This window comes from Paracoccus sp. pheM1, from assembly GCF_018499825.1.
Taxonomy (GTDB): Bacteria; Pseudomonadota; Alphaproteobacteria; order Rhodobacterales; family Rhodobacteraceae; genus Paracoccus; species Paracoccus versutus.
Genome location: NZ_JAGXCX010000003.1, coordinates 703,588 through 728,831, shown reverse-complemented (window position 1 = coordinate 728,831; position 25,244 = coordinate 703,588). Strand labels below are relative to the sequence as shown.

Genomic DNA, 25,244 nt, shown 5'->3' with positions numbered 1-25,244 from the left:
TAAGAATTTCCACGGAGCCGTCGGCCACCAAGACAGGCTGGACGAGCAGATGGGTGTTCCCGAAACCCTTCTCAAACGGCGAAAGGAGATCAACACCAGGACCGTCGAAAAGCGCCGCTGGCTGCATCGGCAGACCGCGGCATAGGCTGAACCCCCAACGAGCCAGACCGTCGAGCGCCAGCAGCCGATCGAGAACGAATTCGATTTCGGCGAGCCCGCCGAGGACACGGATAAGGACATCGCCCGCAGCAGCCGCATGACCCGCAGGATGCTGAGCGTCGCCCGACAGGCCTCCATGGACAAAGGCGACGGCATCGAACTCTAGGAGGACGTCATGGCGAAATCACCCCGCAAGAAGCGCCTCTCGGTTTATCTGGAGCCGGAGATCATGCAGGCGCTGGCCGCCCATGCCGCGCGGCGCAACCAGTCCCTGTCGCTGATCGCCGAGGCCGGGATCGCCTCCTTCCTGTCCCCCGACGCCGCCGAGCGCCAGGAGGCGGCGCTGATCCGCCGCCTCGACCAGATGGACCGCCACCTGACCCGGCTGGAGCGCGATCTCGGCATCGCCGTCGAGACGCTCGCAGTCTTCATCCGCTTCTGGCTCACCACCAGCCCGCCCCTGCCCGAACCCGCCCAACAGGCCGCCCGCGCCAGCGCCGCAAAGCGCTACGACGCTTTCGTCACCACGCTTGGGCGCCGACTGGTGCAGGGGCCGAAACTCAGGCAGGAGTTTGCGGAGGAGGTGGAGAAAGCGCCGTAGCCCTTACCTCTCGGATGAGAAGTTCGCCTTGAGATAGGCCAGGATCAGCGCCTTGGTTTCCGGCTCGGGCTCGACCATGCCCTGCGCCTCGACCATCCAGCGCCACAGCTCGTCCCAGCGGTGGTCGGTGACGCGCTGCTGCTTGATGATCTCGGTCGAATGGCAGGCGACGCATTGGTAATAGGTCTCCTCGGCGCCCGCGCCGTCGGGCAGGCCGCCGAATTCCTCGTTCCCCGCCCGCGCCTCGCCCGCATCCGCCTTGGCACGGATCGCCGTCATCGGGTCGAGCGGGTTCGCGCCGGCGGGCCGGCCCGCCAGCGCCTGCATCGGGTCAAGCCTGGCCTCGGCCACGGCCAGCCCGGCGCCAAGCACCAGCACGGCCAGGGTCGCAGCCACGGTCGTCAGAATAATGCGCATCGCCATCACCCCTCACCCGACCGCGACCAGCGCGATGCGGTGCTGGATGTTGTTGGCATAGCCGCGCGGGTTCCAGACCGGCGACAGCGGCGGCTGGCCGATGCCGTCCTGGTCGGTGGCCCGCGCCCAGACCTCGTAATAGCCATGCTGCGGCAGGGTCAGCGTCGCGCGCCAGCGCTGCCAGGCAAAGCGGTTCGCCGCCGGCTCCAGTTCCGCGTCCTGCCAGGTCTGGCCGAAATCCAGCGAGACATGCACCGCGGCCACGTCGCCCTTGCCGCACCAGGCATGGCCGCGGACCTCGACCGCCTCGCCCGCCTTCACCTCGGCGCCGGTCTGCGGGAAGGTGACGATGGACTTCACCGGCATCTCGGTCAGCACCACCATGTCCTCCTCGGGCACCTCGGTGCCGGGGGCGACCGGATAGGCCGGGATGCGATAGGAATCGCCGGTCATCTTGGCGCCGTCATGTTCCCTGTCGCGGACCCGGATGCGGTCGAGGTATTTCTGCGAGGCCGAGGCCGGATAGCCCGGCACCACCAGCCGCAGCGGAAAGCCGTGCAGCGCCGGCAAGGGTTCGCCGTTCATCGCCCAGGCGATGACCGCGTCCTCCTCCAGCGCCTTTTCGATCGGCACCCCGCGCGAGATCACCTCCTTCTCCTCGTCGCCGCTCAGATGCACGTCGTTGCCGTAATGCCCGGTATAGACGGCGCTTTCCTTGACGCCCGCCGCCTTCAGCACGTCGGCCAGCCGCACGCCGGTCCATTCCGGGCAGCCGACCGCGCCGACGGTCCATTGGTTGCCCGAGGTTCCGGGCTGGAAGAAGGCCCGGCCGTTGCCGCCGCATTCGATCACCAGCCGGCGGGTGACGGTCTCGAAGCGCGACTTCAGATCGTCGATGGTCAGCTCCAGCGGGGTCTCGACCTCGCCGTCCACGGTCAGCACCCAGCCCTCGGCATCCTGGTCCAGCGCCGTCTGCGGCACGAGGCCGTTCATGCGGATGAACAGCCGCTCATAGGGGGTGACGTCGTCGTCCAGCAGATGCGCCGGGGTCTCCGCGTTCAGCGGCCGGTCGCCCAGCACGATGAGCCCCTGCTTGCCGGCCATCAGGTCCAGGCCGGTATCCTGGGCCAGGGCGGCGGGCACGAAGCCGGCGGGCAGGTTGCGCTCGAACGGGACGGCCATGCCCAGCATGGCGCCAAGCGCGGACAGCCCCGTCGTTTTCAGAAAGCGGCGCCGCGATCCGCTCGGGGCCTCGGCATCCTGCGGGATCGAGGTGGAATCGGTTCTATCGGACATGGGTTTCCTCCGTGGCTTGGTGCGCTTTGCGCGCAACCGGCTGTCCGCAAGGCCCTCCTCCAGGACGCGCCTTGCAACTTCATTTCGGGAAAGCATTGCCCATCGGCAAAGCCATAACAACAGCAACTCGTTGTGTTTATTAGAATATATCGGAGACACCTGAGGGCATCGAGCTGCATCGCCGCCACCAACAGCGAGATCGCCCGCTCACTCGATCATGGGCAGGAGCTGGTCGATGGATTTCTTGGCGTCGCCGTAGAACATGCGGGTGTTTTCCTTGTAGAACAGCGGGTTCTCGATGCCCGAATAGCCGGTGCCCTGGCCGCGCTTGGAGACGAACACCTGCTTGGCCTTCCACACCTCCAGCACCGGCATGCCCGCGATCGGCGAGTTCGGATCCTCCTGCGCCGCCGGGTTCACGATGTCGTTCGAGCCGATCACGATCGCCACGTCGGTCGAGGGGAAATCCTCGTTGATCTCGTCCATCTCCAGCACGATGTCGTAGGGCACCTTGGCCTCGGCCAGAAGCACGTTCATGTGCCCCGGCAGGCGCCCCGCCACCGGGTGGATGGCAAAGCGCACGTTCTTGCCGCGCGCCCGCAGCTTGCGCGTCAGCTCGCTGACCGATTGCTGCGCCTGCGCCACCGCCATGCCGTAGCCCGGCACGATGACGATCTCGTCCGCCTCGTTCAGCGCCGCCGCCACGCCGTCGGCGTCGATCGCCACCTGCTCGCCCTCGATCTCCATCGCCGGGCCCGCCTCGCCGCCGAAGCCGCCCAGGATCACGCTGACGAAGTTGCGGTTCATCGCCTTGCACATGATGTAGCTCAGGATCGCACCCGAGGAGCCGACCAGCGCGCCCACCACGATCAGGAGGTCGTTGCCCAGGGTGAAGCCGATCGCCGCCGCCGCCCAGCCGGAATAGCTGTTCAGCATCGACACCACCACCGGCATGTCGGCGCCGCCGATGCCCATGATCAGGTGATAGCCGATGAAGAAGGCCAGAAGCGTGATCAGCACCAGCCACAGCACCGGCGCCCCGGCAGTGCAGTAAAGGATCACCGACAAGAGCGACAGCGCCGCCGCAGCCGCGTTCAGCATGTGCCCGCCCGGCAGCTTGCGGGGCTTGCCGTCGATCTTGCCGGCGAGCTTGCCGAAGGCCACGATCGAGCCGGTGAAGGTCACCGCGCCGATGAAGATCCCCAGCGCCACCTCGACCTTGAGCATGGCGATCTCGGCCGGGGTCTTGTGCGCCAGCACGGCGGCGAAGCCGTGGAACTCGGCCGCCGCGTCGGCGGCGCGGGCGCGCAGCACCCGCGAGAGCTCGAACTGGGCGTTGAAGCCGATCAGCACCGCGGCCAGGCCGACCAGGCTGTGCATGGCCGCGACCAGCTGCGGCATCTCGGTCATCTGCACCCGCTTGGCCACGACCCAGCCGATGGCGCCGCCGATGGCCAGCATGACCAGCGTCAGCCCCCAGTTGCCGTAGCCCGGCCCGATCAGCGTCGCGACCACCGCCAGCGCCATGGCCGCGATGCCGTACCAGACCGCGCGCTTGGCGCTTTCCTGGCCGGAAAGCCCGCCCAGGGACAGGATGAACAGCACGGCCGCGACCACATAGGCGGCGGTGGTGAATCCGTATTCCATGCGCCCTCTCCCCTTACGACTTCTGGAACATGGCGAGCATCCGGCGCGTGACCAGGAAGCCGCCGAAGATGTTGACGCCCGCCATCAGCACCGACAGCGCCGCCAGGAACACCACCAGCCAGCCGCCCGAGCCGATCTGCAGGAGCGCGCCGACGATGATGATCGACGAGATCGCGTTGGTGATCGCCATCAGGGGCGTGTGCAGCGAATGGCTGACGTTCCAGATCACCTGGAAACCGACGAAGACCGCCAGCACGAAGACGATGAAATGCGACAGGAAGCTCGCGGGCGCGAACAGCCCCACCAGCAGCATCGCCGCCGCGCCCGCGCCGAGCAGCGTGACCTGGCTGCGGGTCTGGGCGCGGAAGGCGGCGATCTCCTGCGCGCGCCGCTCCTCGGGGGTCGGCTCCCTGGGCTTCTCGCGCGGCTTCTGGGCGGCGATGGCCGCGACCCTGGGCGGCGGCGGCGGCCAGGTCACGTCGCCGTCATGGGCGACGGTCGAGCCGCGGATCACGTCGTCCTCCATGTTCTGCACGATGACGCCGTCCTTGCCCGGCGTCAGGTCCGAGAGCATGTGGCGGATGTTGTTGCCGTAAAGCTCCGAGGCTTGCGCGCCCATCCTCGACGGGAAGTCGGTATAGCCGATGATCACCACGCCGTTTTCCGTGACGATGCGCTCGTCCGGCACGGTCAGCTCGCAATTGCCGCCGCGCTCGGCCGCCAGGTCGACGATGACCGAGCCGGTCTTCATCGCCGCGACCATGTCGCGGGTCCAGAGCTTCGGCGCATCGCGGCCGGGGATCAGCGCCGTGGTGATGACGATGTCCATCCCGGGCGCCAGTTCGCGGAACTTCTCGAGCTGCTTTTCCCGGAACTCGGGGCTCGAGGGCGCGGCATAGCCGCCGGTCGCGGCCCCGTCCTGCACCTGGTCCTGGAAGTCCAGGTAGACGAATTCCGCGCCCATCGATTCGATCTGCTCGGCCACCTCGGGGCGCACGTCGAAGGCATGGACCTGCGCGCCCAGGCTGACCGCCGCGCCGATGGCGGCAAGCCCGGCGACGCCCGCGCCCACCACCAGCACCTTGGCCGGCGGCACCTTGCCCGCCGCCGTCACCTGGCCGGTGAAGAAGCGGCCGAAGTTGTTCGCCGCCTCGATCACCGCCCGGTAGCCGGCGATATTGGCCATCGAGGACAGCGCGTCCATCTTCTGCGCGCGGCTGATGCGCGGCACCATGTCCATGGCGATGGCGGTGACGCCCTGCTCGCGCGCCAGCTCCAGGAGGTCGGGGTTCTGCGCCGGCCAGAAATGCGAGATCAGGGTCTGCCCGCGCCGCATCTGCCGCAGCTCGGCCTCGCTCGGCGGCCGGACCTTGACCACCACCTCCACCGCCCCGACCAGCGCCGCGGCATTGGGATGCACGGTGACGCCCGCCGCCTCGTAGGCCGCATCCGAAAACCCCGCACGAACCCCCGCGCCAGTCTCGACATGCACGTCATGCCCCAGCTTGCGCAGATGCCCCGCAGAGGACGGAGTGATGGCGACCCGAGCCTCCCCCTCAAAAATCTCCTTCAATCCGCCGATCTTCACCAGGCCACCTCCCTACTGGCTTGCGTATTGCCCCTTGCATCTACCCGATGAAGAAATCCTGACTGGTCAGACCTGATCGAGCGCAGCAATCTTTGCCCTGATATCGTTGCCTCTTGCCGCTGGTTCGGAAACCTTCCTGGAAATTTCCGTGACCGCATCAATCGATGCAGGCTCCATCTCTATCATGAGGTCTTTTGCGTCGATCTGTTCGCCCGGTCTGACGTGGAGGGTCTTGATCAGGCCGGCTCTGTCGGCGTGGATGGCGGTTTCCATCTTCATCGCCTCGATGGTCAGCAGCAGGTCGCCGGGGTTGACCTTCTGCCCCTGCGTCACCGCGACCGAGGCGACGACGCCGGGCATGGGGGCGCCGAGATGGCCCTCGTTCGTCGGATCGGCCTTGGGACGGGCGGCGGTCTGCGCCTTCACCAGCCGGTTCGGCACCCGGATCACCCGGGGCTGGCCGTTCAGCTCGAAGAAGACCTTGACCTCGCCCTTCTCGTCGGTCTCGCCCACGGTCTGCAGCCGGATCTCCAGCGTCTTGCCGGGGTCGATCTCGGCCTCGATCTCCTCGCCCGGCTCCATGCCGTAGAAGAAGGCCCGCGTCGGCAGAACCCGGACCGGGCCGTATTGCCGGTGCCGGCCCATGTAGTCCAAAAACACCTTGGGATACATCAGGTAGCCGTTCAGGTCCTCGTCGTCGACCGCCTTGCCTTCCAGCTGGCGGACCAGCTCGGCGCGGGCGGCCGCGATGTCGACCGGCGGCATGGCCGCGCCGGGGCGGGCGGTCAGCGGCGCCTCGCCCTTCAGCACCTTCCCTTGCAAGGCCTCGGGCCAGCCGCCGGGGGGCTGGCCCAGGTTGCCGCGCATCATGTCGACCACCGAATCGGGGAAGGCGACCTCGACCGCCGGGTCCTCGACCTGCGCCCGCGAAAGCCCCTGCGCCACCATCACCAGCGCCATGTCGCCCACCACCTTGGAACTGGGCGTGACCTTGACGATGTCGCCGAACATCCGGTTCACCTCGGCATAGGCCTGGGCGACCTCGTGCCAGCGCTCCTCGAGCCCGAGCGAGCGCGCCTGCGCCTTGAGGTTGGTGAACTGGCCGCCGGGCATCTCGTGCAGCCAGACCTCCGAGGCCGGGGCCTGCAAGCCGCTCTCGAAGGCGGCGTAATGCTCGCGCACCGCCTCCCAGTAGTTCGAGATCCGGCGGATCGCCTCGATGTCCAGCCCGGTGTCGCGGTCGGTGTGGCGCAGCGCCTCGACCACCGAGCCCAGGCAGGGCTGCGAGGTATTGCCCGAGAGCGCATCCATGGCGCAATCCACCGCATCCACCCCGGCCTCGGCCGCGGCCAGGATCGAGGCACCGCTGAGCCCGCCGGTGTCATGGGTGTGGAAATGCACCGGCAGGCCGATCTCTTGCTTCAGCGCGCGGACCAGGATGGCGGCCGAGGCGGGCTTCAAGAGCCCGGCCATGTCCTTGAGGCCAAGGATATGCGCGCCGGCATCGCTGAGCTCGCGCGCCATCCTGAGGTAATATTGCAGGTCGTATTTCGCGCGCGCGGGATCGAGCAGGTCGCCGGTATAGCAGATCGTGCCCTCGCAGATCTTGCCGCTCTCGATCACCGCATCCATGGCGACGCGCATGTTCGGGGTCCAGTTCAGGCTGTCGAAGACCCGGAACACGTCGACCCCGGTCCTGGCCGCCTGGGCGACGAAGCTTTGCACCACGTTGTCGGGATAGTTGGTGTAGCCGACGCCGTTGCTGGCCCGCAGCAGCATCTGCGTCATCAGGTTCGGCATGCGGGCGCGGATGTCGCGCAGCCGCTGCCAGGGGCATTCCTGCAGGAAGCGATAGGCGACGTCGAAGGTCGCCCCGCCCCAGCATTCGACCGAGAACAGGCCGGGCAGGTTCGCGGCGTAAGAGGGCGCCACCCGGATCATGTCGATCGAGCGCATGCGCGTGGCCAGCAGCGACTGGTGCCCGTCGCGCATCGAGGTGTCGGTGATCAAGAGCCGCCTCTCGCCCAGCATCCAGTCGGCGACGGCCTTGGCGCCCTTTTGCTCCAGCAGCTGGCGGGTGCCGGGGGCGGGCTCGGCCGCCGGATCGGCCTGGGGCCGGGGCGGCACCGGGATGCGGGCCTCGGCCGGCGGGCGGGGGCGGCCGGCGGTCTCGGGATGGCCGTTCACGGTGATGTCGGCCAGGTAGACCAAGAGCTTCGTCGCCCGGTCGCGGCGCTTGCGGAACGCGAACAGGTCCGGCGTGGTGTCGATGAACTTGGTGGTATAGGTGTCGTCGAGGAAGGTCGGGTGCTTCAAGAGGTTGATGACGAATTCGATGTTCGTCGCCACGCCGCGCACCCGGAACTCGCGCAGCGCCCGGTCCATGCGCGCGATGGCCTTTTCCGGGGTCTGGGCATGGGCCGTGACCTTGACCAGCAGGCTGTCGTAATAGCGGGTGATGACGCCGCCGGAATAGGCGGTGCCGCCGTCCAGGCGAATGCCGTTGCCGGTGGCCGAGCGATAGGCGGTGATGCGGCCGTAGTCGGGGATGAAGCTGTTCAGCGGATCCTCGGTCGTGACCCGGCATTGCAGGGCGTGGCCGTTCAGGTGCACGTCCTCCTGCCGGGCGACGCCGGTGGCCTGCGCCAGCGTCGCGCCCTCGGCGACCAAGATCTGGGACTGCACGATGTCGATGCCGGTGACCTCCTCGGTCACGGTATGCTCGACCTGGACGCGCGGGTTCACCTCGATGAAGTAGAAGGCCTGGCTGTCCATATCCATCAGGAACTCGACGGTGCCGGCGTTCCGGTAGCCGACGGCGCGGCCGATCTTCAGCGCCAGGCCGCAGACTTCCTGGCGCTGTGCCTCGGTCAGGTAGGGCGCCGGGGCGCGCTCGACCACCTTCTGGTTGCGCCGCTGCACGGTGCAGTCGCGCTCATAGAGATGGTAGAGCCCGCCATGGCTGTCGCCCAAGAGCTGCACCTCGACATGGCGGGCGCGCAGGATCATCTTTTCCAGGTAGCCCTCGCCATTGCCGAAGGCGGCCTCGGCCTCGCGCCGTCCCTCGCGCACCTTCTCGGGCAGCTCCTCGGGGGTCATGATCGGGCGCATGCCGCGCCCGCCGCCGCCCCAGCTGGCTTTCAGCATCAGGGGATAGCCGATCCCGGCCGCCTCGCGCCTGATCGCGTCGAAATCCTCGCCCAGCACCGCGGTCGCCGGGATCACCGGCACCCCGGCCGCGATGGCCACGCGCCGGGCGCTGGCCTTGTCGCCGAGCGCGCGCATGGTGTCCGAGGAAGGCCCGATGAAGGCGATGCCGGCGGCCTGGCAGGCATCGACGAAATCGGGGTTCTCGCTGAGCAGCCCATAGCCCGGATGGATCGCATCGGCGCCGGATTCCCTGGCCACCCGGATGATCTCGGCGATGCTGAGATAGGCCGCCACCGGCCCCAGCCCGCCGCCGATGCGGTAGGCCTCGTCCGCCTTGAAGCGGTGCAGGCTCAGCTTGTCTTCCTCGGCATAGACCGCGACCGTCTTCTTGCCCAACTCGTTCGCAGCCCGCATCACGCGGATCGCTATCTCACCACGGTTCGCTACCAAGATCTTTCGGAACATCATCCGCATCAGCGATGCCTTCAGCCAATCAGGTGGACGCCGGCCAGAACGAAACCGGCCAGGAAAATGGTCTCGACCACGACGAGGCCGATTGCGGTGCCGCCGACCTCCATCATGCGCACCAGCGACGTCTTGATACCCACGGCAGCGATCGCCGCCAGCAAGGCCCAGCGGCTGAGTTGCTCGGCCAGGTATGAGACCGATACGGGGATGAACCCGAAGGAGTTCAGCCCGGCCAGCACCAGAAACCAGATGACGAAGGACGGCAGCAGGGGCGGCCTGGTGCCGCCCGGCGCATCGGCATCCAGCCTGCCGGCGCGGATCGCCAGGGAAAAGACCAGCACCACGGGCGCCAGCATCGAGACCCGGATGAGCTTGACCACGGTCGCCGTCTCGCCGACCTCGGGGCTGACAGAGAAGCCTGCCCCGACCACCTGCGCAACATCGTGAATCGTCCCGCCGAGAAAGACACCCGATTCCAACGGCGTGAAGCCGAACCAGGACGACAGCGGCGGATAGGCGATCATGGCGATGGTAGACAGCACCGTCACAGCCATCACGGTAAAGGCCAGATTGCGTTCGGATTTGTCGGTTTTCGGCAGGACAGCCGCAATGGCCATGGCGGCGGAAGCGCCACAGATCGCCACTGCGCCGCCGGAAAGCAGTGCCATGCGCCAACCCCTGCCGAAGAACCTGGCCGCCACCATTCCGAACAGGATCGTCGCGGCCACGCCGCCGATGACCAGCAGGATCATCACGCCGCCGAGTTCCGTCAGCATGTCGACCGAAATGCGCGCCCCGAGCAGTGCGACACCCAGCCGCAATACCGTGCGGGCCGAATATTCGATCCCCGACTTGGTGCGCGTGCCTTCCTCGGCCAGGAAGTTCAGGGCCAGCCCCATCAGCAAGGCCAGCAGCATGGCAGGGGCGCCGTAATGGTCGGACAGGAACTGCGCCGTGACCGCCACGAGCAGCGAGACGGCAATGCCGGGAAACAGCTTCGCCCCGGTCTGCTTCCACCGTCCCGCGCGCCCTGATGATCGCGCTTCGTTTACTGATTCTACCATTTGGATTGGATCCGAGCATCAAATGAGGAGTAACCGCCGGACGCAATGTCCTACGGCGCGTCCGTCACTAACGGCATGTGCCGCCGCCTTTTGGCCGCACGAAGCGGCAGGAAGAGAACGATGGAGCCAAGGGCATCCGCCAGCCCCGCCACGGCAGGGCTAGCGTTCGTCAATGATCGCTCAGGCGCTGCGATAGAGCTTGGTCATCGAGAATTCGCGATGGCCCAGGGCCTCGGCAGCCGTCATGCGGCCATTCGCCGTGCGGATGATCATTTCGATCAGCGCATCGCCCGCCTGGTCGATGGTCATCTCGCGCGTCAGCACGCCGGTCACGTCCACGTCGATATGTTCGGACATGGTGCGCAGGGTGCGCGGGTTGCCCGAGATCTTGATGACCGGAACGATGGGGTTGCCGACCACGTTGCCCTGCCCGGTGGGGAAGGTGTGGATGACATAGCCGCCCGCCGCCATCAACGTGACGCATTCCGCCGCCGCGGAAGAGCTGTCCATGAAATAGAGGCCCGGCCCCTTGGACGGCGTTTCGGCAGGCCCCATGGCGTCGATATAAGTCGAGGTGCGCCCGATCTTTTCCAGGTTCCCGAGCGCCTTTTCCTCGATGGTGGTCAGGCCGCCAAGAATGTTGCCCTTGGTCGGCTGGCTGTCAGAAAGGTCGTCGGTCTGGTGGGCGAAGATCACGTCGTCCGAGTAGGCCTGCCAGATCTTCTTGAACTTGGCGGCCGCTTCGGGATTGGCGGCGCGCTTTTCGCAGATATGCTCGGCCCCGGTGATTTCCGAGGTCTCGCCGAAGCAGCCATAGATGCCCTGCGGCAAGAGCTTGTCATACATGTTGCCGACCGTCGGGCAGGAGGACAGGCCGGTGGTCGTGTCGCTTTCGCCGCATTTGGTCGAGATCCACAGGTCCGAGATCGGGCAGTCTTCCTTTTGCAGTTCGGACGCCCAGTGGACATATTCCTTGGCCTTCCAGCCTGCCTGGCGGATGGTTTCGAAATCGCCCTTCTGCTCGATCGAGAAGCCGGTGACGGGCTTGCCGGTCTTGGCGATGCCGTCGACGATCACCTGCGTCCATTCCGGCTCGATCCCGATCACCACCACCGCGGCGACGTTGGGGTTCGCGCCGGTGCCGATGATGGTGCGGAAGTGCAGCTCCAGATCCTCGCCGAATTGCAGGCGGCCATAGGCGTGCGGGATGGCCAGCGTGCCCTTGACGTTGTTGGCCACCGCCTCGCAGGCCGCGTTCGAGATGTCATCGACCGGCAGGATCAGGACGTGGTTGCGCACGCCGACGCGGCCATTCTCGCGACGCCATGCCTTGACGGTCGCATTGCTGAAATCAAGAGCCATGACTTACCACCGTTTCGTTTTGCAGTTGTGGGTATGGACGTGGCCGCCAACCTCGGCATCGCCGACCATCTTGCCGATGTCCTCGTGATACTTGATGACCGTATCGCCGGCCTTCAGCGCCTTCAGCGCCACCTTGTGGCCGATAGGAATGTCGGCCTTGGCGGTCAGGCGAAAGTCCGAGTTGTCGGACGTCACGACGCACAGCATCTCGGTGCCCGCCTTCAAATCCTCGACCACGACGACACCAACGTTGTCCGCATGATCGTGGACAAGAAGTTGTGGAATATTCCTCAAGTGCCCCTCCTCTGGATAGCAGCATGAATCTACGAGGCAACAATTATCATATACATGACATCTTATACAAGACTTATTTCATGATTTCTTGTGCGACACGCAGCCCGCATGATAGGTGTGGGCAAACCTGAAGGACCCGGACATGGCCGCACCCCTCTACCAGAAAGTGATCGACAGAATCGTGGCGCAGATCTCGTCTGGCGAGTTATTGCCGGGCTCGATGCTGCCAAGCGAGATGCAGATCGCCGCCGAGACGGGCGTGTCGCAGGGAACCGCGCGCAAGTCGCTGATGATGCTGGAGCAGCATGGCATCGTCCGGCGCGAACAGGGGCGTGGCACCTTCGTCACGGCCCGGACACCGGACAGTTCGTTGTTCAATTTTTTTCGCTTGCGGCAGCCGGACGGGCAGATGATCCGCCCCGAACTGGTCAGCGAGGTGGTGACGAACCGCCGCGCCCTGGCGGCTGAGCGCAAGGGGTTGGATGGCGAGCCGAAGAACGTCTATGAGATCCGTCGCGTGCGCAGCCTCAAAGGCGTGCCCAGCGTGCTGGAAACGGCGGTAGTTTCGGCAAGCCGCTTTGTCGGCCTCGACCAGCGCGCACCGCTGCCGAACACGCTCTATGTACTGTATCAGCAGAACTACGGCTGCATCATCCTGCGCGCTGACGAATCGATTTCCGCGGTCCTGGCCGATGGCGAGTCCGCCGCGGCCCTGAATGTCGGCACCGGGACGCCGCTGCTCTGCGTGGACCGCGTGGCCTTCGACATCATGGGACGTCCGGTCGAGCGGAGGCGCAGCCTGTGCCGGACCGACAGCCTGGCCTATCAGGTGTCGCTGACCTGAGGCGGGCAAGGGACGAAAAATGGCCGGGACATCGCCCGGCCATTTGCGCTTCGGGGGAAGCGTCCCTCAATCGGCGTCGACGAATTCGGCCAGCGCCGTGTTTTCCTTTACGCCCTGCAGATAGCTGGGGTCGATATAGCCTTCGGCCTCGGGCGCCTGCGGGATGGTGCCGACACTCGTCATGAACTCGCCGATGCGCGTCATCCAGCCATCGACCTCCGATGCGCCGCCTTCCCGCGCCATAAGCGCAAGCTGTTCGTCCAGGGTGAAGGTCGGCCGCAGTTCGAATTCGGCCTTCGCGCCGGCGTCCGAGATCTCGACCCCGCCCTCCGAATAGAAATCGACCAGCATCTCCCTGGCCTCTTCCGGGTTGGCCTTGATCCAGCGAATGCTCTTCAGATAGACGGCCAGGAATTTCTGAACCGCCTCGGGGTTTTGCGAAGCGAAATCCTCGCGCACGACCAGCGCGCCGGGAACGATGGCGTCGGCATCGGCGCCGGAACACAGATAGTCGTATTCCGCACGTTCCTGCAGCGTATAGGTATTCGGCGCCCAAACCCCGGCAAAGCGGCCGTTGCCGCTGATCACGGCCGAGATGATCTGCGCCTGGGCCAAATTCACGAATTCGACCGAGGCCGGATCGATACCCCATTTCTCAAGGCAGGCGCGGGCGGTGAAATCTGCGGTCGAATTGGTCGTGACCAGCAGGCTTTTGATCACACCGGGATCGGCCTTCACCGCCTCGATGTCGGCCTTGGCGGTCATGATCGCGTTGGTGCGCGATTCGTCGTTGGTCAGGCCGATGGTCTTCAGCCCGAAGCGGGAGGCCCCCAGGATCGCGGGGACCGAGCCGGTGCCGCCGACATCCCAGTCCTTCGCCTGCGCGGCGGCAATCTGCGGCGCGCCCGCCGGGAAGGTGACGAATTCGGGCTCCAGCTCAACCTCGGACCACCAGCCCTTCTCGCTCGCCACATGGAAGGGCAGCGCCCAATAAAGCGATGGCTGATAGCTGACGCGGATCGCTTCGGCGCTGGCCGCCCCGCCTGCCATCGCCATGCCAAGGGCAAGGCCCGCGCAAATGCCGGTTCTCATGTTTTTCCTCCCAGGAACTTGTTTCCGTTATCGATTGGTTCTTGCTCAGGCGATTTCCATCGCCTTTTCCTGGCGCAGGCTGCGCCATATCTGGGTGCGCAGATGGACGAAGCTTTCCAGGTCCATCACGTCCTCGATCTTTTCGTGGTCGTCCCAGCGCTCGGCCTCGCGGATCGAGCGGATGTCGATGATTTCCTTCACCCGTCCCGGCTGGCGGGCCATGATCGCCACGCGGTCGGCCAGATACACGGCCTCCTCGACGGCATGGGTGATGAACATGACCGTGCGCGGGTTGCGCCGCGCCAAGCGCACCAGCTCCTCCTGCATGACGACGCGGGTCTGGGCGTCGAGCGCGCCGAAGGGTTCGTCCATCAGCAGAACCTCGGGGTCCAGCACATAGGCCCGCGCGATCGAGACGCGCTGCTGCATGCCCCCCGACAGTTGGTGGGGGAAGGCATCGGCATAGCCGGTCAGGTTCATCAGCGCCAGGATGCGGTCGATGCGTTCCCTGCGCTCGGCCCTGGGCACGCCCTTGTTGCGTAGGCCCAGCTCGATGTTCTCGCGCACCGTCTTCCAGGGCATCAGCGCGAATTGCTGGAACACCACGGCGCGGTCGGGGCCGGGCTTCGTCACCTTGACCCCGTCCACGCTGACCATGCCCGAGGTGGGGCGGTCGAACCCGGCGACAAAGCGCAGGCAGGTCGTCTTGCCGCAGCCCGAAGGGCCGACCACCGCCATGAATTCCTTGTCGGCGATTTCCAGCTCGACGCCCTTCAGCGCCTCGAAACCGTCCTGCTTGTTGCCATAGATGCGGCCGACATTGTCGAAGCGGATCGCTCCCATTCGTCCATTCCTTTCGAATTATGCTGAGAGACCACGGCGGCGCAGGATCGCTTCCTCGATCCGGCGCAGGACGACGTCGATGACAAGCCCGATGATGCCGATGCCGATCATCCCGGCCATGACCGTGGTGGTCGAAACGTTCCCCTGCCCCTGCACCATCATGTAGCCGATCCCGGTCGAGGCGACGATCAGCTCGGCCCCCACCAGCGACTGCCAGCCCAGCCCGGCCGAGATGCGCAGCCCGGCGATGATCGAGGGCACGGCCGAGGGCAGCAGGATCTCGGTGATCATCCGCCGGTCCGGGGTGCCCAGCATGCGCGCCGCCTCGATCAGGCGGGGGTCGGCGAATTTCGCGCCGCGATAGGCGTTGATCAGGCAGGGCGGGAAGGCGCCGGCAAAGATGATCATGATCGGCCCGCCGATGCCGGTGCCGAACCACAGCGCGGCAAAGGGCACCCAGGCGATCGGCGCGATGAAGCGGACCGCATCGAACAGCGGCGTCACGATGTCGTCGAGCAGCCGGAACCAACCCATGAGCAGGCCCAGCGGGATGCCGACCAGAACCGCCAGGCCGAAGCCGCCCGCAAAGCGCAGCATGCTGGCCCCCAGATGGTCGACCAGGGTGCCGCCGGCGAACCTGTGGTTCAGCAGATAGACGAAACGCTCGACCACGGCGGCGGGCGACGGCAGGAACAGGCTGGGGATAAGCCCCGAAAGGCTGAGCAATGTCCAGACCGCCAGGAAGCCGCCGAATCCGATCAGCCCCAGAACCACGGTGTTGTTGGTGTCGAAGATCCGCATGTCCCTCATTCCCCTGCCTGCGAGGCGGTATTCCACGAAAGCGCGCGACGCTCCGCGACGCCCAGGGCCGCGGTCATCAGCCAGCCGCAAAGCGTCACCACGATCATCCCGACCAGGATCATTCCGGGGTAAAGATCCTGCTGCGCCGCGTTCAGCACCCGGCCCAGCCCGGTCATCGCGCCGACCAGCTCGGCCGCGACCAGCGTGGTCCAGGACGCCTGCAGGGACAGCCGCAACCCGGTAAAGATCATCGGACTGGCGCCCGGCAACAGGATCTCGCGCACGAAGGTCAGGAAGGGCGTGCCCAGCATCTGCGCCGCCTCGATCAGGGTCTTGTCGAGGTTGCGCACGCCCGCATAGGCGTTGATGACCGAGGGCACGAAGGCGGCGAACCAGATCACCAGGATCTTGGCCATGTCACCCAGCCCCAGCCACAGGATGGCCAGCGGGATCCAGGCCAGCGGCGGGATCGGGCGGATGATCAGGAAGACCGGGTTGATCAGCGCCTCGGCCTTGCGGCTCCAGCCCATCCACAGGCCCAGGGGAACCCCGGTGCAGATCGCGACCAGAAAGCCCAGCGTGACCAGCGTGACCGAGCGCAGGACATGGTCGATCAGCACCCCATTGGCATAGCCGACGCCGGTGATCTGGCCGAAAGCCGCCCAGGTGTCCGCCGGCGAGGGAAACCGGCCCGGTGAGATCATCTGCGTCACCGAAGTCGCAACATACCAAAGGGCAAGAGCCGCGAATATGGTCGCGCCACCCACCACTGCCTTGCGTGACATCCTCGTCCTCCCTTAGCTATGTAAGCGGTTACATAGATGCCTGGGACAGTCAATCTTTTTCCAATCCGGCCGCGTCAAAAGACGCGCGAGATCCAGAAGAGATCAAGGAGATCCAATATTTTATCGTTTGTTATAAGCATGTTGCATCGGGACGTGCCTTGGGTCGGCCCAGTGCGGGGTTTTCGTGGCAGGGCATTACGCCTTGGCGAATCGCCTTCGCGCCGCCGGCGGCGCATGGGTGCCCCGCGCAACGATCTCGGTCGGCAAAAGCACGCTTTCGCCGCGCTTGCCCTCGATAAGCTGCTGCAGCAGGGCGGCCGCCTGCTCGCCCATGCGGGTATGCGGAACCCGCACGGTCGTCAGTTCGGGAAAGGTGATCGAGGCGATGTCGATGTCGTCGAAGCCGGTGATCGTCACGTCCCTGGGCACGCGCAACCCCATGCGATGCGCAGCGCGCAGGGCGCCGGCAGCAAGCACGTCGTTGCCGCAAATGACGGCGGTGATGCTGCGATCCGCCATCAGCTCCGCAAAGGCCCTTGCACCGCTTTCCAAGCCGTATGGCACCTCGGCCACTCCGCGGAAGGCAAGCCCCTCGCCCGCCAGCAGGTCGCGGGCGCCCTCCAGTCGTCCCCTGGCCCGGTCGTTGCCCTGGGTCAGCCCCGAGATCATCGCGACGTTCCTGTGGCCCAGGTCCAGAACCATGCGCACCATCGCAGCCATGCCTGCCACGTTGTCGAAGCCCGCGTAAGGGTGCGAATCACCGCAGGCCCAGGCCAGCACGTAAGGCACCTTGCGGATGGCCAGCCATTCATAGATCGCGGGATCGTGATCGAAACCGACCAGCAGCAAACCATCCGCTCCCCGCGCGACCAGGGCCTCGATCTGCTGCTTTTCGCGTTCCGGGTCATAGCCGCAAGAGGCGACAAGCAGCGCGAACTTTCCCGGCGAAAGCGAGCGTTCGAAGGCGTCGATCCCATGCGCGAAGACCGCGTTCTCCAGCGTCGGGATCACTGCGCCGATAATGCCCGTCCGCCGCGACGCCAAGGCACGGGCGCCGAAATTCGGGGAATAGTTCAGGGCGCGAATCGCCTCCATGACCTTTTCCCGCGTCGCCGGCACCACGCGGTCGGGGGCGTTCAGGCAGCGCGAGACGGTCGCGGTGGACACGCCCGCAAGCGCCGCCACATCGTCCACCGTCGCATGCACCGTTTTCTCGCTCACAACCTGTCCTCGCTGGATCTGCGCTTCGGCAGCCACTTTCGCAGCAAGCGAATAATTTGACCAGAACCGTTGAGAAAAGCTTGCATCACCCAAATGAAAGCGCTTACATCACGCCATGGCCAAGAGGAGGACGCTTCGCAACCGGCTCGATCAGAGCCGTCGAAGCACAAGGCCGATCACGAGAACCCGGAGAATTTCATGGCTCTGCACTATCTGAAGAAAGCGCCGAAGACCGCGACCACCGACGCCGGCGAGACCCGCGAGATCGTCCAGAAGATCCTTGGCGACATCGAGCAGGGCGGCGAGGCAGCCGCCCGCAAATACGCGCTCGAGCTGGACAAATACGACGGCAACATCGTCCTGACGCGGGACGAGATCGAGGCAGCCAAGGCCAAGGTTCCGCAAAAGCTGCAGGACGACATCAAGTTCGCCCATGACAACGTCCGCCGCTTTGCCGAGGCGCAACGCGATTCGCTGCGCGACTTCTCGCTGGAGCTGGTGCCGGGCCTGACCACCGGGCAGCGCAGCATCCCCTGCCGTTCGGTCGGCTGCTACGTGCCGGGCGGGCGCTACAGCCATGTCGCCTCGGCGATCATGACGGTCACGACGGCCAAGGTCGCGGGTTGCCAGCACGTCACCGCCTGCTCGCCCCCGCGTCCCGGCGTCGGCATCAATCCGGCGATCGTCTATACTGCCGATCTGTGCGGGGCGGATCGCATCCTGGCGCTTGGCGGCGTGCAGGGCATCGCCGCCATGGCCTTCGGCCTTTTCGATTGCCCCCCGGCCGACATCCTGGTCGGTCCCGGCAACCAGTTCGTGGCCGAGGCCAAGCGCATCCTGTTCGGCCGCGTCGGCATCGACATGTTCGCCGGCCCGACCGACAGCCTGATCCTGGCCGATGCCAGCGCCGATCCGCTGGTGGTCGCCGCCGACCTCGTGGGCCAGGCCGAGCATGGCTACAACTCGCCCGTCTGGCTCGTCACCGACGATGAAAAGCTTGCACAAGCCGTCCTGAAACTGGTCCCGGAACTGATCGCCGACCTGCCCGAGGTCAACCGCATGAACGCCGAGGCGGCATGGCGCGACTATGCCGAGGTGATCCTTTGCGCGGATCGCGAGGAAATGGCGGCGGCCTCCGACGACTATGCCCCCGAACACCTGACCGTGCAGGCGGCCGACCTGGATTGGTGGCTCAAGCGCCTGCAATGCTACGGCTCGCTTTTCCTGGGCGAGGAAACCACGGTCGCATTCGGCGACAAGGCTTCGGGGCCGAACCACGTCCTGCCGACCTCGGGCGCGGCACGCTATACCGGCGGGCTTTCCGTCCACAAATACATGAAGGTCGTGACCTGGCAGCGCGCGACCCGCGAAGGCGCCCGCCCCATCGCCGAGGCGACAGCCCGCATCTCGCGCCTGGAGGGGATGGAGGGGCACGCCCGCACCGCCGACATCCGGCTGAAGAAATACTTTCCCGAAGCCCGGTTCGAACTGAATGCCAGCGCCTGACATGAAACAGGATTTGTTTTCCGTCGAAGGCCGGATCGCCTGCGTGACCGGCGCCAGCAGTGGTCTGGGGCGGCAGGCGGCCCTGACTCTGGCCCGCCGCGGCGCGCATGTCGTCGCCATTGCCCGGCGCGAGGCCGAGCTTGCCGAACTGGCCCGGCAAGGCGAGGGGCACATCCAGCCCCTTGCCGCCGATCTGACCGACCGCGACAGCCTTGCCCAGCTTGCGCAGGAGGCGGCATCGGTCTTTGGCGCGCCGGACATCCTGATCAACGCGGCCGGGGTGAACACGCGCGAACATGCGGACAAGGTGACGCCGCAGGGCTGGGATCTGACGCTGGCGCTGAACTTGTCGACGCCTTTCTTCCTGGCACAGGCGCTGGTGCCTGCGATGAAGAAAAAGGGCTGGGGCCGGATCGTCAACTTCGCCTCGCTGCAATCCTTCCGCGCCTTTGCCGCCGGCATCGCCTATGGCGCTTCCAAGGGCGGCGTGGCGCAGATGACCCGCGCCATGGCCGAGGCATGGTCGGGTTCGGGCATCACCGCCAATGCGCTGGGGCCGGGCTTCTTTCGCACGGAACTGACCGCGGCGGTCTTTGCCGACGAAGGATTGGCCGCACGGAATGCGGCGCAGACCTGCCTGGGCCGCAATGGCGAGCCCGAGGACATGGACGGGCCGCTGCTTTTCCTCTGCTCGGAGGCGTCCGCCTATGTGACCGGGCAGATCCTGATGGTTGATGGGGGATTTACCGCGAAATGAAAGCTCTGGTCTATACGGGGGAACGCGCGCTGGAAATGCGACAGGTGCCGGACCCCGTCCCCAAGCCGGGCGAGGTTCTGGTGCGCGTCGATGCCGTCGGCATCTGCGGCTCGGACATCCACGCCTATCTGGGCCATGACGAGCGCCGCCCGGCGCCGCTGATCCTGGGCCACGAGGTCGCGGGCACCATCGCCAGCGGCGCCCGCACCGGCCAGCGCGTCACCGTCAACCCGCTGGCGACCTGCGGCACCTGCCCCGCCTGCCGAGAGGGGCGCGACAACCTCTGCCCCCAGCGGCAGATCATCTCGATGCCGCCGCGCGAGGGCGGGTTCGCGGAATTCATCACCTCGCCCGAGCGCAACCTCGTCGCCATTCCAGATGCCCTGCCGGCGACCGTCGCCTGCCTGGCCGAGCCGCTGGCCTGCGGCTGGCACGCGGTCAAGCTGGGCAACCGCGTCCTGGGCGGCCCGGCGACGCGGGTGCTGATCCTGGGCGGCGGTGCGATCGGCTTCGGTGCGGCCCTGGCCGCTCGTGCCCTGGGCAGCACCGACGTCACCATCGTCGAGCCGAACGCCATCCGCCGCCAGCGTTTGACCGAGATCGACGATTTCCCCGTCGTCGAACGTGCGCCGTCTGGCGCTGCCCCCGACCTGGTGATCGACGCGGCCGGCTTCAGCGCCACCCGCGAGGTGGCTTCCGAAACGGTGCGGCCAGGCGGGGTCATCCTGCATATCGGCCTTGGGCAGGCGACCGACGGGCTGAACATCCGGCGCATGACGCTGCAGGAGATCACCTTCATCGGCACCTATACCTATAGCCACAGCGACTTCGAGGAATGCACCGCCGCGATCATCGAGGGCCGCCTCGGGCGTTGCGACTGGACCGACATCCGGGACCTGGCCGATGGCTCCGCGGCCTTCGCCGGCATGGTCGGCAATGCCATTGCCTCGCCCAAGGTCGTGCTGGTTCCCTAGGCCCGGCACCGTCCCGATACCGTCAACGGACCTTTACGGTATCGGGACGCCGGGCCGCGGTTGCATGCCGGATCAACGCAAGCTGACCGAGTAATGCACGGCATCGGTCAGGCAGCGCGACTGGCGCAGCTCCACCGCCTTGTCCTCGAGGTCATAGGCGATCCGCTGGATAGCGATCAGCGGATGCCCGACCGCGCAACCCAGCCGCTCGGCATCCTGCGCATCGGCCAGCGTGGCGCGCAGCTGCTCGTCCGCTCGGGCGATCGTCACGCCCCATTTCGCCGACAGAAGCTTGTAGATGTTGTTGGGAATGCCATCGAGCCCGGCCAGTCCGGCGAAGCGCGCGGCGGGCAGCCACAAGACTTCGTTGATGACCGGGGCGCCCGCCATCAAGCGCACCCGCTCGATCCGAACGACCGGGGCGCCCTCGGCCAGTCCCAGCGGCTCGGCAACCTCTTGCGGGGCCGGCACTTCGGCGTTCCCCAGCATCTGCGAAAGGGGAAACTCCGCCTCCTTGCCGTCGGCCGTCAGGCGGAAAAACTGGAACAGCAGCTTGGGATCCTCGGGCTGGGATACGAAGGTGCCGCGCCCCTGCCGCCGGACCAGAAGATTGTCCATCGTCATCGCGTCCAGCGCCTTGCGCACCGTGCCCTGGCTGACGCGAAGCTGCCGGGCGAGTTCATGTTCGCTGGGGATCAGCATGCCCGGCACCCATTCCCCCGACACCAATCGCCGCGTAAGCTGGTCGCGCACCTGCGCGTAAAGGGGCTTGGCGGCGACAAGATCGTCGGACATCGGAACTCCTCGGTTACAAGGCGCAGATTTCCGCTCGCTTTGCGGGAACGGCATACCTCCAGTAATCTTATAATATATAAGATCCAGGCCACATAACAAGCTCGGGGCTGGTGCCCTATGCACAGCGAAAAGAAGCAGAAAGCCCGAACGACAGATCCGGGCTTTCTTGTATTTCAAGCAGATCGCCACGACCAACGCGACCAACACCCTCGGGGTTGTTCAGGACGGACGGCTTAATCTGCCTCCGCGAAAACCTCGTCTCGTTCACGCCTGACGCTGGGCAGTAACGCCAGCACCAGCACTACGACCGAGATCAGCAACAGAACCGCGCTGATCGGGCTGGTGACGAACACCCAGGGATCGCCACGCGACAGGACCAGTGCCCGGCGCAGGTTTTCCTCCATCAGCGATCCCAACACGAAACCCAACAGCAAGGGTGCTGGTTCGAACCCAACCTTGACCAGCACATAGCCGACATAGCCGAAGAAGCCGATGAACAGCACATCCGTGATCTGCGAGTTGATCGAATAGATCCCCACGCTGCAAAAGACCAGAATGGTCGGATACATCAGCCGGTAAGGCACTTTCAGCAGCCGCACCCAAAGTCCGACCATCGGCAGGTTGATCAGCAGCAGCATCAGGTTGCCAAGCCACATCGAGGCAATCATGCCCCAGAACAGTTGCGGATGCGCGGTGATGACCTGGGGCCCAGGCACGATGCCGAAGATGGTCATGGCGCCGACCATCAACGCCATGACGGCGTTGGGCGGAATGCCGAGCGTCAGCATCGGGATGAACGAGGTCTGTGCGCCCGCGTTATTAGCCGATTCCGGTCCTGCAACGCCCTCGATTGCGCCCTTGCCGAAGCGCGAAGGATCCTTTGCCAGACGCTTTTCCACCGCATAGCTGGCAAAGGGTCCCAGCACCGCGCCATTGCCCGGCAATAGTCCCAGGATGGCCCCCAGGACCGTGCCGCGCATGATGGGCTTGGCGCTCTGCCTCATTTCCTCGCGCCCCGGCAGCAGGCGGCCGATGCGGGCGCGCACCACGTCTCGCGCCTCGGTCACTTCCAGGTTGCGCAGGATCTCGGCGATGCCGAAGATCCCCATCGCCAGCACGGAAAAATCGATCCCGTCGGCAAGTGAGAACCAGCCGAGTGTCATCCGCGCTTCTCCGGTCTCGATGTCGGTGCCGACGCAAGACAACAATACGCCCACCAGCACCATGCCGATCGCCCGGATGACGGAACCGCTGGCCAGCACCACGGCAAGCACAAGCCCCATCAGCATCAGCGAGAAATACTCGGCCGGCCTGAACAGCATCGCCAGTTCGGTCAAGGGTCGCCCAAGGGCGGCAATAATCAATGTGGCCACGGTTCCGGCGAAGAAAGACCCGATCGCCGCAATCCCCAGCGCGATCCCCGCCCGTCCACGCTGCGCCATCGCATGCCCGTCCAGCGTGGTGACGACGGCAGTGGCCTCGCCGGGGATATTGACCAGGATGGCGGTGGTCGAGCCACCGTATTGCGCGCCGTAATAGATACCGGCCAGCATGATCAGCGCGCCCGCTGGATCCAGCCCGAAGGTGATCGGCAGCAGCATGGCAATGGTCGCGATGGGCCCCACCCCCGGCAGCACGCCGATCAACGTCCCGACCAAGCAGCCCAGCAGGCAAAGTCCCAGATTCTGCAGCGACAGCGCGACTGCAAAGCCCAGCCCAAGGTTCTGGATAAGCTCCATCAGGCATTCCCTCCGCGGCGCCGCCGGACAAGATATAAGGCCAGCGCAACGACCAGCAGCGCCCCCGAGACCAGCAGCATCACCTGCCTTTGGCTCCAGCCCGGGAAATATTTCAGCCAGGACACGGGAAAGGCGGGCATCGGCAGGTTCAGCAGATAGCCGAACAGCAGAATGCAGAACGCCGTCAGCGCCGCGGCAAGAATCGCAAGGTCGAGCCAGTCGCGGTCCCGCTCGGCAAAGCCGGCGATCAGGACGGCAAGCGGTCCCGCTCCGACGATGCCGATGCCAGGCGTGGTGAACGAGCCGATGGGCGTCGGTCTTATCGTGAAGGCGAAAACGACCAGGGCCAGCATGATGATGACAGGCCCGCGCACCGAGATTCGCGGAATCGGCTCACCGCCGCGGAAAATGCCGGCGACGACCATCCCCGCCCCAATCACGGCAATCAGCCAGGCCGTGCCGCGCGGCATCCCGCCCGGACCCATCGCCCGCAAGCTGCCGCTGGCCAGATCCCCCATGGCCAGGAAGGCGCTACCAGCCAGCCCAAGCAGGCATAACCCTCCGATAAAGCTCTGATTCAGCAGCCGACCCCTACCCTTTCCGGGGGGCCTCATTGTCTCGGACTGTGTTGGCTGCGATGGGTCTTGAGACATATTTATTCTCCTCCCTGATATGTGATCCCGGTTGCACGCCGCCCTCCACAGCAGACGTTCATCTCGGTCAATCATCTATAGTTTTATATAAGAGATATGATATAAGAGCAAGACGGCACAGAGGTGCCGGCCGCTCCGGGGAGGAGCGGGAGCAACAACATGGGAGGAATATCCATGCGGAATTTTCTGCGTGTGCTTGTCTCGACCGCAGCTACGTTCGCGGCGGGGATGGTAGGGGCGCAAACCTATCCTGAACGTCCCGTCAACCTGGTCGTGCCTTTCGCTGCGGGCGGGCCAAGCGACGCCATCGCGCGTCTGGTCGGCCAGTCGATGTCGGGAACGCTGGGCCAGCAACTGGTGGTCGAAAGCGTAGGCGGTGCCGGCGGCACCCTTGGCGCGGCGCGCGTGGCCCGTGCCGATCCGGACGGCTATACGCTGCTGATCGCGCATGTCTCACTGGCGGCGGGCGAGACCCTCTATCCCAACCTGACCTATGACACCGCGACGGCTTTCGCCCCGATCGGGATGATCAATCAAGGTCCGATGGTCCTGCTGGCCCGTAAGGATTTCGACGCCCCCGACGCCGCCACCCTGATCCAACGGATGAAGGAAGGCGGCGAGGATATTTCCGTGGGCCATGCCGGCGTCGGATCGAATTCGCATCTCTGCGCGGTGCTGCTGCAAAATGCGATGGACGCCAAGTTCACGCTTGCCGCCTATCAGGGCACCGGGCCGGCGATGAACGACCTGATGGCTGGCAGCATCGACGTGATGTGCGACCAGTCCACAACCGCGATCCCGCAGCTCGAAGGCGGCACGGTCAAGGGCTACGCCGTCACCTCGGCCGATCGGCTGGAGGCATTGAAGGATCTGCCCGCCTTGCAGGAACTGGGCCTGGACGGATTCGACTTCACCATCTGGCACGGGCTTTACGCACCCGCCGGCACGCCGCCCGAGATCGTCGAAACGCTGAACGCCGCGTTGCAGGTCGCCCTCGACGACCAGAAAATTGTGGACCGCTTCGCCGCGGTTGGCACCGCACCTTTCCCTACCGATCAACGCAGCCCCGCTGCCCATGACGAAAAGCTGCAGGCCGAGATCGCGACATGGCAACGGGTTCTGGGCAACCAGGCCGAATAAACCCGACCGGGCGGGAAAACCGCCTGGTTCCTATCTGCTCTTGTTGAG

22 protein-coding genes are annotated in these 25,244 nt (G+C 65.8%); 6 read left to right on the top strand and 16 right to left on the bottom strand.

Annotation, left to right across the window (positions count from 1 at the left end):
* Window positions 1-334 precede the first annotated feature (334 nt).
* Window positions 335-760, top strand: a complete 426-nt coding sequence (locus KF941_RS26235; protein ID WP_214275031.1) for a CopG family transcriptional regulator — start codon at window positions 335-337, stop codon at window positions 758-760.
* Window positions 761-763: 3 nt separating this feature from the next.
* Here the strand turns inward: KF941_RS26235 and KF941_RS26230 are convergent, their stop codons facing one another.
* The 8 genes from KF941_RS26230 to KF941_RS26195 all read right to left on the bottom strand — a co-directional run bounded on the left by KF941_RS26230 (window position 764) and on the right by KF941_RS26195 (window position 12,046).
* Window positions 764-1,177 (bottom strand): cytochrome C-552, encoded by a 414-nt coding sequence (locus KF941_RS26230; RefSeq protein WP_116222450.1) that lies wholly within the window; start codon window positions 1,175-1,177, stop codon window positions 764-766.
* Between the two features lie 12 nt (window positions 1,178-1,189).
* A complete protein-coding gene (locus KF941_RS26225; RefSeq protein WP_114536160.1) occupies window positions 1,190-2,473 on the bottom strand; it encodes a sulfite oxidase in 1,284 nt (427 codons plus the stop codon).
* Window positions 2,474-2,680: 207 nt separating this feature from the next.
* On the bottom strand, window positions 2,681-4,120 hold the full coding sequence (locus tag KF941_RS26220) for an NAD(P)(+) transhydrogenase (Re/Si-specific) subunit beta (RefSeq protein WP_114536335.1): 1,440 nt from the start codon (window positions 4,118-4,120) through the stop codon (window positions 2,681-2,683).
* A 13-nt stretch (window positions 4,121-4,133) separates the two neighbouring features.
* Complete coding sequence (locus tag KF941_RS26215; protein ID WP_214272460.1) at window positions 4,134-5,708, bottom strand: Re/Si-specific NAD(P)(+) transhydrogenase subunit alpha; 1,575 nt, start codon at window positions 5,706-5,708, stop codon at window positions 4,134-4,136.
* 66 nt (window positions 5,709-5,774) lie between these two features.
* Window positions 5,775-9,323 (bottom strand): pyruvate carboxylase, encoded by a 3,549-nt coding sequence (locus KF941_RS26210; RefSeq protein ID WP_240540673.1) that lies wholly within the window; start codon window positions 9,321-9,323, stop codon window positions 5,775-5,777.
* A gap of 20 nt (window positions 9,324-9,343) precedes the next feature.
* Complete coding sequence (locus KF941_RS26205; protein ID WP_214275030.1) at window positions 9,344-10,390, bottom strand: putative sulfate exporter family transporter; 1,047 nt, start codon at window positions 10,388-10,390, stop codon at window positions 9,344-9,346.
* Window positions 10,391-10,570: 180 nt separating this feature from the next.
* Window positions 10,571-11,752 carry a UxaA family hydrolase gene (locus KF941_RS26200; RefSeq protein ID WP_036759439.1) on the bottom strand — a complete coding sequence of 394 codons (1,182 nt, stop codon included), beginning with the start codon at window positions 11,750-11,752 and terminating at the stop codon, window positions 10,571-10,573.
* A 3-nt stretch (window positions 11,753-11,755) separates the two neighbouring features.
* Window positions 11,756-12,046 carry a UxaA family hydrolase gene (locus KF941_RS26195; protein ID WP_036759437.1) on the bottom strand — a complete coding sequence of 97 codons (291 nt, stop codon included), beginning with the start codon at window positions 12,044-12,046 and terminating at the stop codon, window positions 11,756-11,758.
* Window positions 12,047-12,188: 142 nt separating this feature from the next.
* Here KF941_RS26195 and KF941_RS26190 point away from each other — a divergent pair, with 142 nt between their 5' ends.
* Complete coding sequence (locus tag KF941_RS26190) at window positions 12,189-12,890, top strand: GntR family transcriptional regulator (RefSeq protein WP_072463798.1); 702 nt, start codon at window positions 12,189-12,191, stop codon at window positions 12,888-12,890.
* A gap of 66 nt (window positions 12,891-12,956) precedes the next feature.
* On the opposite strand, the gene KF941_RS26185 is transcribed toward KF941_RS26190, so the two are convergent.
* The 5 genes from KF941_RS26185 to KF941_RS26165 all read right to left on the bottom strand — a co-directional run bounded on the left by KF941_RS26185 (window position 12,957) and on the right by KF941_RS26165 (window position 17,632).
* Window positions 12,957-13,982 (bottom strand): ABC transporter substrate-binding protein, encoded by a 1,026-nt coding sequence (locus tag KF941_RS26185; RefSeq protein WP_140848080.1) that lies wholly within the window; start codon window positions 13,980-13,982, stop codon window positions 12,957-12,959.
* A 45-nt stretch (window positions 13,983-14,027) separates the two neighbouring features.
* Window positions 14,028-14,825, bottom strand: coding sequence for an ABC transporter ATP-binding protein (locus KF941_RS26180; RefSeq protein ID WP_036759435.1), 798 nt, complete (start codon window positions 14,823-14,825; stop codon window positions 14,028-14,030).
* Window positions 14,826-14,843: 18 nt separating this feature from the next.
* On the bottom strand, window positions 14,844-15,626 hold the full coding sequence (locus tag KF941_RS26175) for an ABC transporter permease (protein ID WP_214275029.1): 783 nt from the start codon (window positions 15,624-15,626) through the stop codon (window positions 14,844-14,846).
* Window positions 15,627-15,631: 5 nt separating this feature from the next.
* A complete protein-coding gene (locus KF941_RS26170) occupies window positions 15,632-16,411 on the bottom strand; it encodes an ABC transporter permease (RefSeq protein WP_036759434.1) in 780 nt (259 codons plus the stop codon).
* 195 nt (window positions 16,412-16,606) lie between these two features.
* Window positions 16,607-17,632: a LacI family DNA-binding transcriptional regulator gene (locus KF941_RS26165; RefSeq protein WP_214275028.1), complete on the bottom strand. Its 1,026-nt coding sequence runs from the start codon at window positions 17,630-17,632 to the stop codon at window positions 16,607-16,609.
* Window positions 17,633-17,830: 198 nt separating this feature from the next.
* On the opposite strand from KF941_RS26165, the gene hisD reads away from it, so the two are divergent.
* Genes hisD through KF941_RS26150 form a run of 3 tightly spaced genes read left to right on the top strand, consistent with a single transcriptional unit; the run spans window position 17,831 to window position 20,869 of the window.
* Window positions 17,831-19,138: a histidinol dehydrogenase gene (gene hisD / locus KF941_RS26160; protein ID WP_214275027.1), complete on the top strand. Its 1,308-nt coding sequence runs from the start codon at window positions 17,831-17,833 to the stop codon at window positions 19,136-19,138.
* Between the two features lies 1 nt (window position 19,139).
* Window positions 19,140-19,895, top strand: coding sequence for an SDR family oxidoreductase (locus tag KF941_RS26155; RefSeq protein ID WP_240540633.1), 756 nt, complete (start codon window positions 19,140-19,142; stop codon window positions 19,893-19,895).
* Window positions 19,892-20,869 (top strand): alcohol dehydrogenase catalytic domain-containing protein, encoded by a 978-nt coding sequence (locus KF941_RS26150; RefSeq protein ID WP_214275025.1) that lies wholly within the window; start codon window positions 19,892-19,894, stop codon window positions 20,867-20,869. Before KF941_RS26155 ends, KF941_RS26150 begins: the two co-directional genes overlap by 4 nt.
* A gap of 72 nt (window positions 20,870-20,941) precedes the next feature.
* On the opposite strand, the gene KF941_RS26145 is transcribed toward KF941_RS26150, so the two are convergent.
* The 3 genes from KF941_RS26145 to KF941_RS26135 all read right to left on the bottom strand — a co-directional run bounded on the left by KF941_RS26145 (window position 20,942) and on the right by KF941_RS26135 (window position 24,131).
* A complete protein-coding gene (locus tag KF941_RS26145; RefSeq protein WP_036759425.1) occupies window positions 20,942-21,664 on the bottom strand; it encodes a GntR family transcriptional regulator in 723 nt (240 codons plus the stop codon).
* A 233-nt stretch (window positions 21,665-21,897) separates the two neighbouring features.
* Complete coding sequence (locus tag KF941_RS26140; RefSeq protein ID WP_208021409.1) at window positions 21,898-23,403, bottom strand: tripartite tricarboxylate transporter permease; 1,506 nt, start codon at window positions 23,401-23,403, stop codon at window positions 21,898-21,900.
* Window positions 23,403-24,131, bottom strand: coding sequence for a tripartite tricarboxylate transporter TctB family protein (locus KF941_RS26135; RefSeq protein WP_214275024.1), 729 nt, complete (start codon window positions 24,129-24,131; stop codon window positions 23,403-23,405). The genes KF941_RS26140 and KF941_RS26135 overlap by 1 nt, the downstream gene beginning before the upstream one ends.
* Window positions 24,132-24,179: 48 nt before the next feature.
* Between KF941_RS26135 and KF941_RS26130 the strand changes: the two genes are divergently transcribed.
* Window positions 24,180-25,196: a tripartite tricarboxylate transporter substrate-binding protein gene (locus KF941_RS26130; RefSeq protein ID WP_208021411.1), complete on the top strand. Its 1,017-nt coding sequence runs from the start codon at window positions 24,180-24,182 to the stop codon at window positions 25,194-25,196.
* The last annotated feature ends 48 nt before the right edge of the window (window positions 25,197-25,244 follow it).

What these genes read in the sequence shown, in the direction of transcription:
- KF941_RS26150 (WP_214275025.1), top strand. Translation starts at nt 19,892, where the DNA reads ATGAAAGCTCTGGTCTATACGGGGGAACGCGCGCTGGAAATGCGACAG.
- KF941_RS26180 (WP_036759435.1), bottom strand. Translation starts at nt 14,825, where the DNA reads ATGGGAGCGATCCGCTTCGACAATGTCGGCCGCATCTATGGCAACAAG.
- KF941_RS26170 (WP_036759434.1), bottom strand. Translation starts at nt 16,411, where the DNA reads ATGTCACGCAAGGCAGTGGTGGGTGGCGCGACCATATTCGCGGCTCTT.
- KF941_RS26145 (WP_036759425.1), bottom strand. Translation starts at nt 21,664, where the DNA reads ATGTCCGACGATCTTGTCGCCGCCAAGCCCCTTTACGCGCAGGTGCGC.
- KF941_RS26210 (WP_240540673.1), bottom strand. Translation starts at nt 9,323, where the DNA reads ATGTTCCGAAAGATCTTGGTAGCGAACCGTGGTGAGATAGCGATCCGC.
- KF941_RS26225 (WP_114536160.1), bottom strand. Translation starts at nt 2,473, where the DNA reads ATGTCCGATAGAACCGATTCCACCTCGATCCCGCAGGATGCCGAGGCC.
- KF941_RS26230 (WP_116222450.1), bottom strand. Translation starts at nt 1,177, where the DNA reads ATGCGCATTATTCTGACGACCGTGGCTGCGACCCTGGCCGTGCTGGTG.
- KF941_RS26175 (WP_214275029.1), bottom strand. Translation starts at nt 15,626, where the DNA reads ATGCGGATCTTCGACACCAACAACACCGTGGTTCTGGGGCTGATCGGA.
- KF941_RS26235 (WP_214275031.1), top strand. Translation starts at nt 335, where the DNA reads ATGGCGAAATCACCCCGCAAGAAGCGCCTCTCGGTTTATCTGGAGCCG.
- KF941_RS26190 (WP_072463798.1), top strand. Translation starts at nt 12,189, where the DNA reads ATGGCCGCACCCCTCTACCAGAAAGTGATCGACAGAATCGTGGCGCAG.
- KF941_RS26220 (WP_114536335.1), bottom strand. Translation starts at nt 4,120, where the DNA reads ATGGAATACGGATTCACCACCGCCGCCTATGTGGTCGCGGCCGTGCTG.
- hisD (WP_214275027.1), top strand. Translation starts at nt 17,831, where the DNA reads ATGGCTCTGCACTATCTGAAGAAAGCGCCGAAGACCGCGACCACCGAC.
- KF941_RS26205 (WP_214275030.1), bottom strand. Translation starts at nt 10,390, where the DNA reads ATGGTAGAATCAGTAAACGAAGCGCGATCATCAGGGCGCGCGGGACGG.
- KF941_RS26200 (WP_036759439.1), bottom strand. Translation starts at nt 11,752, where the DNA reads ATGGCTCTTGATTTCAGCAATGCGACCGTCAAGGCATGGCGTCGCGAG.
- KF941_RS26155 (WP_240540633.1), top strand. Translation starts at nt 19,140, where the DNA reads ATGAAACAGGATTTGTTTTCCGTCGAAGGCCGGATCGCCTGCGTGACC.
- KF941_RS26185 (WP_140848080.1), bottom strand. Translation starts at nt 13,982, where the DNA reads ATGAGAACCGGCATTTGCGCGGGCCTTGCCCTTGGCATGGCGATGGCA.
- KF941_RS26135 (WP_214275024.1), bottom strand. Translation starts at nt 24,131, where the DNA reads ATGATTGACCGAGATGAACGTCTGCTGTGGAGGGCGGCGTGCAACCGG.
- KF941_RS26140 (WP_208021409.1), bottom strand. Translation starts at nt 23,403, where the DNA reads ATGGAGCTTATCCAGAACCTTGGGCTGGGCTTTGCAGTCGCGCTGTCG.